We start from the raw sequence: 7098 nt of genomic DNA, 5'->3' as shown, positions 1-7098 counted from the left end.
ACAGGCGCTGCCCTTCGGGTTCTGCCTAGGGGCGATTTACTCTTTGTTGCTCGGTTTTTACTTAGCCCACTAGGTTACAAACCTCGCGCCGCGATTAAACAGCCCCTAGTTTGAACAAATTGTAATTCGCAAAGGTCAACAGACCCTAGACTAACTCATGCATGAGTGAAAGTCCGAATTTATTATTTAGTGTTTATTTAACACTACATACAAACGCTAATTGCTGATTTTTATAACTCAACCGGCTTATTTCAGTATCACAATATTGGCTTAAATCGAGCCATTGAGATATATCAGATCCAGCTGTTAGTTGTCGTTGATAAATACGGTTTTTAACTGCGTAAGCAATAGTATTTTCATCTTTTAAGATGAAGTCTTGTACTTGGTTTGGCAACCTAAGGATGTTGCTTACCTGCTTGGTTTGAGGGTCAAAACGGGCTAACTGGTGCTGGCCATTTTTACTATGACTAAATAAAAATTCACTTCGCGATTTATCGTAAATAAGTGTGCGACCAATGTTATTTGCAACAACTTCACCTTTAGCCGCAACAACCGAGGTATATTGTAATGTATGTGGCTCACCTAAAATAAACATTACTAAATCGTTGTTATTACCCCAAGCGTGGTAGCCCACAGGCTCAATCCAATCAAAAATACGACTTGGCGCCTGCTCTGTGCTCAGCGGATATTGCCATAACTTTTGTTTGCCATCTTCTTCAACCACGATAGCAGATAAACTATCGCCACTCGGTGTTACTGTTGGCGAATACTCACTTACAGCTGTATTGGTGATCATGGAGGTTTGTTTTGATGATAAATCGTAAAGCGCAATATCAGTTTGGCTCTGATTATTACTGATTACCTCACGCGTATAATAAAGGCCCGTGTCGGTTAAATAGGGCTGATTGTTGTAGCTGGTTTTATCACTAACAATACTTACGCGTATGCCATGCGGAGTATTTAAATCGGCAAGCAGTATTTGACTTTTAGGCATATTTGCTTGGGCAACGCCCAATGTTAAAGCATTAATTGTTATTAGCCCTAACAGCGGTTTGATCAGTTTCATGCTTTCTCTCGTTTTAATTTTAAGCACCTCATGATAACGTTATTTACTGATGACGTCACTTGACCTAGCTTAGTAAGGTCTTTATAACTAACGGGTCATAAAAAAGAGAACAAACATGTCAGCTAAACACCCTATTATTGCAATCACCGGCTCATCTGGAGCAGGCACTACAACCACCACCAATGCCGTGAAGCATATTTTCCGCAGCCTCGATATCAATGCTGCATTTATTGAAGGTGATAGCTTTCATCGTTACACACGTCCTGAAATGGACAAAAAAATTCGAGAAGCCCAACAAGAAAGTAAACACATAAGTTATTTTGGCCGAGAAGCCAATGACTTTGGCGCATTAGAAGACTTATTTACCAAGTATGGTGAAACAGGCGAAGGTAAACTGCGTCGTTATTTACATACCTTTGATGAGGCCGTGCCTTATAACCAGTTACCTGGAACATTTACTCCTTGGCAAGAGCTTGAGCAAAATACAGATCTAATGTTTTACGAAGGCTTACATGGCGGCGTGGTCGACGAAGATCATGATGTTGCTAAGCATGTTGATTTACTCATAGGCATGGTGCCAATTATTAACCTTGAGTGGATCCAAAAGCTTATTCGCGATACCTCAGAACGCGGCCATTCTCGTGAAAAAGTAATGGACTCGATTGTACGCAGTATGGATGACTACATTAATCATATAACGCCGCAATTTTCTCGTACCCATATTAACTTTCAGCGAGTACCCACCGTTGATACCTCCAACCCATTTAGCGCAAAAGATATCCCCTCCCTTGATGAAAGCTTTGTCGTTATTCGCTTTAGGGGCATTGATGACGTTGATTTCCCGTATTATTTACGTATGATTGAAGGCAGCTTTATGTCGCGGATCAATACGCTTGTGGTACCCGGTGGCAAAATGGGACTCGCTATGGAGCTAGTGCTTACGCCACTGATCAAAGATATTATTTTGAAAAAACGCGCCTTAGCAAAATTAGCCCCACCTGAAATTCCTATTTAAGTGTATCGATAATCTGTTAGAGACTTTTTGGTTTAGAAGATCTAACAACATACAATGATCCTATGGAGCTGATCATTTCTTTTATCAAGTGATCGCAAATACATTCTGCTCTTTTTTGTTTAGTCTAACTCACGTACACTGCTGATTTTAAGTATGATGAGAGTACTATGTCGCAAGCCATTAAAATTGTTGTCGGGTCTAAAAACCCAGTAAAAGTAAATGCCGCTAAACACATTTTTGCGATGTATTTCCCTGAGCATATAATTGAATGTAGTGGCGTTCACGCCCCCTCTGATGTACCCGATCAGCCTATAGGCGAAGAACAAACGTGTTTGGGTGCACAGAATCGAGTTAACTACTGTAAAGCACAGCATCAAGCAGACTACTACATAGCGATGGAAGGCGGCGCAGCGCAATTTAGCTATGGTGCAGCAACCTTTGCCTATGTTGTTATTGATGACGGCGCACAGCAAGTTACAGGACGAAGCAGTAACTTACCTTTGCCTCCGGTTTTTTATAAAGCATTGCTGCAAGGTGAAGAGCTCGGAGATGTGATGGATAAAGCTTTTAATACCACCAATATTAAGCAGCAAGGGGGTGCTATTGGTTTATTAACTGATCATCATGCAACACGAGAAAGTACCTATACTCAAGCGCTGACTCTCGCCATGGCCCCTTTTCTTAATCCCACTTTATATAATCAATAACGGATGTTTTAATGAAGTATAACTACGTATTATTTGATGCCGACGAAACCTTATTTAGCTTTAATGCCTTTGCTGGCTTACAAAAAATGTTGGCAGCTTATGGCATGGATTTTACCAAAGCAGATTATGAACATTACCAAAATACCAATAAGCCATTATGGATTGCCTATCAAAATAACGAAATTACCGCAAACCACCTGCAAGTAACTCGCTTTAGTGAGCTGGCAAATAAGCTTAATGTTTCAGCCCAGCAGCTCAATGATGACTTCTTATCGGCAATGGCTGAAATTTGTATGCCTTTACCCGGTGCGGTTGAATTATTAAACGCCCTTAAACCTCATGCCAAATTAGGTATTATCACTAATGGCTTTAGTCAGCTGCAAGCACGTCGTTTAGCGCATACTGGGCTGCAAGATATGTTCGATTGGCTGGTAATCTCTGAAAAAGTAGGTATTGCTAAGCCTGCAAAAGAGATATTTGAGCACACCTTTAATTTAATGGGGAATCCACCGAAAGAACAAATTTTAATGGTAGGTGATACCGCCAGTAGTGATATTCTTGGTGGACGAAATGCAGGCATCGACACCTGCTGGTTACAGCACCCTGGGGTAATCTTACCTGAAGGTATTAAGCCAACGTACCAAGTCACTGAGTTAAAACAGTTACAAACTATTTTAGGTCTGTAATACCTGACTGATTGTGCTGACAAACAGCCAAAAAAAATGACGCTAATTAGCGTCATTTTTTATAACTGTATGTAAGCGATTAACTGATTAGGCGTTTGCTAATTCAAGGCCGGGTGCAGGCATCGAAACAGGCGTTTCAAAGGTTGCCCACTCCCATGCTGACTCGGTTGCCATAATTTTGCGTAGTAACTTGTTATTTAAATCATGACCTGATTTAAATGCAGTTACTTTACCCAAAAGGTTATGACCTGTCATAAACATGTCACCTACACAGTCTAGTATCTTATGCTTGACGAACTCGTCTGAGTAACGCAGACCGTTTGGATTTAAAACTTTAAATTCATCAAGTACCACTGCACTATCCATGCTACCACCTAGTGCAAGGTTATTAGCATGCATGTATTCAATATCTTTCATAAAGCCAAAAGTACGCGCACGGCTAATTTCTTCAGTGAAGCTTTGTGCGGTAATATCTAAGCCAATGCGTTGGCGGCTTTCATTAATTGCAGGGTGATCAAAGGCAATTTCAAAATCGATATGGAATCCGTCGTAAGGTTCTACTTCGGCCCATTTGTCGCCTTCTTCAATACGTACTTTTTCTTTAATACGAATGAAACGTTTTGCAACATTTTGCTCTTCAATGCCGCCTTTTTGTAATAAATAAATGAATGGCAATGCACTACCATCCATTATTGGAACTTCTGAGCTGTCAAGTTCAACAATCAGATTGTCGATACCCATGGCCGCAACAGCTGCAATTAAATGCTCAGTAGTTGATAAGCGAACACCATCTTTGTTGATTAAACAGGTACACAATTGCGTATCACCAACGGCTTCAGGCGTTGTTTCAAAATCAACAACCGGATCAAGGTCGACACGACGAAATACAATCCCAGTATTTGCGCTCGCAGGTCGGAGAGTTATTGTGACCTTCTCACCTTTATGAAGTCCAATTCCTATGGCTTTGACTACTTGTGCAATCGTACGCTGTTTAATCATAGGTTCGCTCACTTTAAGTATATATTACAGTTAGACGGCGGAGTGTAACATAAATACGGTATAACTACAATATTTGTTCACATTTCGCACAAAAGTACTGTTTTTAATTAGTCTGCTTGTTTACGTAAAAAAGCAGGAATGTCGAAATAATCGCCACCCTCAGACTTATCTGTTTTATTAGCACTACTCGACGACGTATTCGTTGCTGAACTTGAAGAGCTAGTCGATGTGCTGCTTTGCTCTTTTGATTCAGTTTGCGATGTCGTTGCAGGCTCTTCAGTCGTGCTTGTGCCTTGGCTTGCAAAGCTAGGTACGTACATGCTGCTGCTTGTTTGTGTGCTTGAGCTAGTTACATCAGAGCCTGACGCTTTTTTGAAACCGTTATCTACGATACCAAACTGTGGACGACGATCGCCACCTAAGCCGGTTGCAACCACGGTTACACGTAGCTCATCCGTCATTTCTGGGTCAATTACCGCGCCAACAACAACCGTTGCGTTTTCAGACGCTAGCGCCTTAACGTGATTACCCACAATTTCGAATTCTTCAATCGCGATATCCATACCCGCAGTAATGTTAACCAAAATGCCTTTAGCACCTGTTAAATCTACGTCTTCTAGAAGCGGGCTTGAAATAGCAGCTTCTGCTGCTTCTTGTGCACGATCAGGACCCGACGCAGATGCAGTGCCCATCATCGCTGTGCCCATTGCAGACATAACTGTACGTACGTCGGCGAAATCCACGTTAATTAGACCCGAGCGAGTAATTAACTCAGCAATACCTTGTACCGCACCAAACAATACGTCATTTGCTTTAGCAAATGCATCCAGTAAAGTTGTTCCTTTACCCAATACTTTTAGTAACTTGTTATTTGGAATAGTGATTAACGAGTCCACAATTTCAGATAATTCGCTAATACCTTGCTCTGCAGCAGCGGCACGCTTTTTACCTTCAAAATCAAACGGACGGGTTACCACAGCAACAGTTAAAATACCCAGCTCTTTAGCAATTTTAGCCACGACTGGCGCAGCACCGGTACCTGTACCGCCGCCCATACCTGCCGCAATAAACACCATATCAGCGCCTTCAAGGCTAGCACGGATGGTTTCGGCGTCTTCTTCAGCCGATTCACGACCTACTTCTGGGTTAGCCCCCGCACCTAACCCAGAGGTTATTTGCGTGCCTAATTGTACTGTTACATCAGCGGCTGAATTACGTAATGCTTGCGCATCCGTATTGGCTGCGATAAAACGAACGCCTTCTATTTGTTGTTTTACCATGTGCTCAACTGCGTTACCGCCGCCACCGCCTACACCGATTACTTTTATTACAGCTTCTTCGCTGTGTTGTTCCATTATATCAAACATATTTACTCTCCGACTTGAGTACTAAAACTCGCCTTGAAACCATTTTGTGATGCGGTTCCACCAATTATTATTATCATCCGCTTTCGACTTTTGTGCATTCATCGACTGCATAGTACGCCCGTATTGTAACAAACCTACAGCGGTTGCGTACGATGGATCATCAACATAATCAGTTAAACCTACTACACCAATTGGTTTACCTATTCTTACTGGCATCTGAAAAATATCTTCAGCCACTTCCATTGCGCCAGTCATTTTAGCAGTTCCGCCAGTAATGACGAGACCTGCTGCAATTTGGTCTTCTAATCCTGAGCGACGAATTTCTTCCATCGCCAGTTCAAATAATTCTCTAAAACGTGGCTCAACCACTTCAGACAACGTATGCCTAGACATCAGTCTTGCTGGTCGCCCACCTACGCTTGGCACTTCAATCGTGTCTTCGCTGCTCGCCATTTGGCTACTTGCACAGGCATATTGTACTTTGAGTGACTCTGCATGTGATATAGGTGTGCGAAATATTTTTGCAATATCACCGGTTACTTGGTTGCCCGCCACCGGAATAACCGCAGAATGACGCAGTGCACCATTAATATAAATAGTGATATCCATAGTACCACCACCGATATCTAGCACCGCGACACCTAGCTCTTTTTCATCGTCCGTCAGTACGGAGTAACAAGAGGCAAGCGCAGTGAATATAAGTTGGTCAACTTCAAGCCCACAACGTTCAACACATTTTTCTATATTTTTAGCCATGTCGTTGGAGCAGGTAATAATGTGCGCGCGTGCTTCCATACGCACACCACTCATGCCAAGTGGGTTTTTAATCCCCTCTTGCATGTCAATGCTGTACTCTTGTGGCAAGGCATGCAACATTTTGCGTTCAGCTGAAATTGGTACTGAGCGAGCAATATGGATTACATTTTCAATGTCTTCATCGGTTACTTCAGTATTATTAATAGCGACAACACCGCTTTCGTTCTGACATTGAATATGTTTGCCAGAAATGCCCAAATAAACCGAGCTAATACGACAATCAGCCATCAATTCAGCTTCATCAATTGCGCGGCGAATAGACTCAGACACTAAATTTAAATCGTTAACGCCGCCTTTATCCATTCCATAAGATACTTGGCTCCCCACGCCAACAATGCTGAGCTTGTTATCTGTGGTGATTTCACCTACCGTGGCCACTACTTTCGAAGTGCCTACGTCTAATCCAATCACTAGGTTTCTTTCTGCTGACTTAGTCATGCCT

7 protein-coding genes are annotated in these 7098 nt (G+C 42.2%); 3 read left to right on the top strand and 4 right to left on the bottom strand.

Annotation, left to right across the window (positions count from 1 at the left end):
* Nucleotides 1-193: 193 nt before the first annotated feature.
* Complete coding sequence (locus CWB77_RS14165) at nucleotides 194-1066, bottom strand: TolB-like translocation protein (RefSeq protein WP_138623284.1); 873 nt, start codon at nucleotides 1064-1066, stop codon at nucleotides 194-196.
* 115 nt (nucleotides 1067-1181) lie between these two features.
* Here CWB77_RS14165 and CWB77_RS14160 point away from each other — a divergent pair, with 115 nt between their 5' ends.
* The 3 genes from CWB77_RS14160 (at nucleotide 1182) to yjjG (ending at nucleotide 3474) form a co-directional block, all read left to right on the top strand.
* Nucleotides 1182-2081, top strand: a complete 900-nt coding sequence (locus tag CWB77_RS14160; RefSeq protein ID WP_008114793.1) for a phosphoribulokinase — start codon at nucleotides 1182-1184, stop codon at nucleotides 2079-2081.
* Between the two features lie 167 nt (nucleotides 2082-2248).
* Complete coding sequence (gene yjjX, locus CWB77_RS14155; protein ID WP_138623282.1) at nucleotides 2249-2788, top strand: inosine/xanthosine triphosphatase; 540 nt, start codon at nucleotides 2249-2251, stop codon at nucleotides 2786-2788.
* An 11-nt stretch (nucleotides 2789-2799) separates the two neighbouring features.
* Nucleotides 2800-3474 carry a pyrimidine 5'-nucleotidase gene (yjjG, locus tag CWB77_RS14150; protein WP_138623280.1) on the top strand — a complete coding sequence of 225 codons (675 nt, stop codon included), beginning with the start codon at nucleotides 2800-2802 and terminating at the stop codon, nucleotides 3472-3474.
* Between the two features lie 87 nt (nucleotides 3475-3561).
* On the opposite strand, the gene lpxC is transcribed toward yjjG, so the two are convergent.
* From lpxC to ftsA, 3 genes are all read right to left on the bottom strand, one after another.
* Nucleotides 3562-4473: a UDP-3-O-acyl-N-acetylglucosamine deacetylase gene (lpxC, locus tag CWB77_RS14145; protein WP_008110675.1), complete on the bottom strand. Its 912-nt coding sequence runs from the start codon at nucleotides 4471-4473 to the stop codon at nucleotides 3562-3564.
* 107 nt (nucleotides 4474-4580) lie between these two features.
* A complete protein-coding gene (gene ftsZ, locus CWB77_RS14140) occupies nucleotides 4581-5840 on the bottom strand; it encodes a cell division protein FtsZ (RefSeq protein ID WP_010390706.1) in 1260 nt (419 codons plus the stop codon).
* A gap of 21 nt (nucleotides 5841-5861) precedes the next feature.
* The gene (ftsA, locus tag CWB77_RS14135; RefSeq protein ID WP_008110678.1) at nucleotides 5862-7094 is read right to left on the bottom strand and encodes a cell division protein FtsA; all 1233 of its coding nucleotides are present in this window, start codon (nucleotides 7092-7094) and stop codon (nucleotides 5862-5864) included.
* Nucleotides 7095-7098 lie beyond the last annotated feature (4 nt).

This window comes from Pseudoalteromonas sp. S1610, from assembly GCF_005887465.1.
Classification (GTDB): domain Bacteria; phylum Pseudomonadota; class Gammaproteobacteria; order Enterobacterales; family Alteromonadaceae; genus Pseudoalteromonas; species Pseudoalteromonas undina.
This window is presented reverse-complemented; position numbering and strand designations above follow the sequence as displayed.

Excerpts from the sequence above, each read along its gene's own strand:
- yjjX (WP_138623282.1), top strand. The coding sequence starts at position 2,249 with ATGTCGCAAGCCATTAAAATTGTTGTCGGGTCTAAAAACCCAGTAAAA.
- CWB77_RS14160 (WP_008114793.1), top strand. The coding sequence starts at position 1,182 with ATGTCAGCTAAACACCCTATTATTGCAATCACCGGCTCATCTGGAGCA.
- yjjG (WP_138623280.1), top strand. The coding sequence starts at position 2,800 with ATGAAGTATAACTACGTATTATTTGATGCCGACGAAACCTTATTTAGC.
- ftsA (WP_008110678.1), bottom strand. The coding sequence starts at position 7,094 with ATGACTAAGTCAGCAGAAAGAAACCTAGTGATTGGATTAGACGTAGGC.
- CWB77_RS14165 (WP_138623284.1), bottom strand. The coding sequence starts at position 1,066 with ATGAAACTGATCAAACCGCTGTTAGGGCTAATAACAATTAATGCTTTA.
- lpxC (WP_008110675.1), bottom strand. The coding sequence starts at position 4,473 with ATGATTAAACAGCGTACGATTGCACAAGTAGTCAAAGCCATAGGAATT.
- ftsZ (WP_010390706.1), bottom strand. The coding sequence starts at position 5,840 with ATGTTTGATATAATGGAACAACACAGCGAAGAAGCTGTAATAAAAGTA.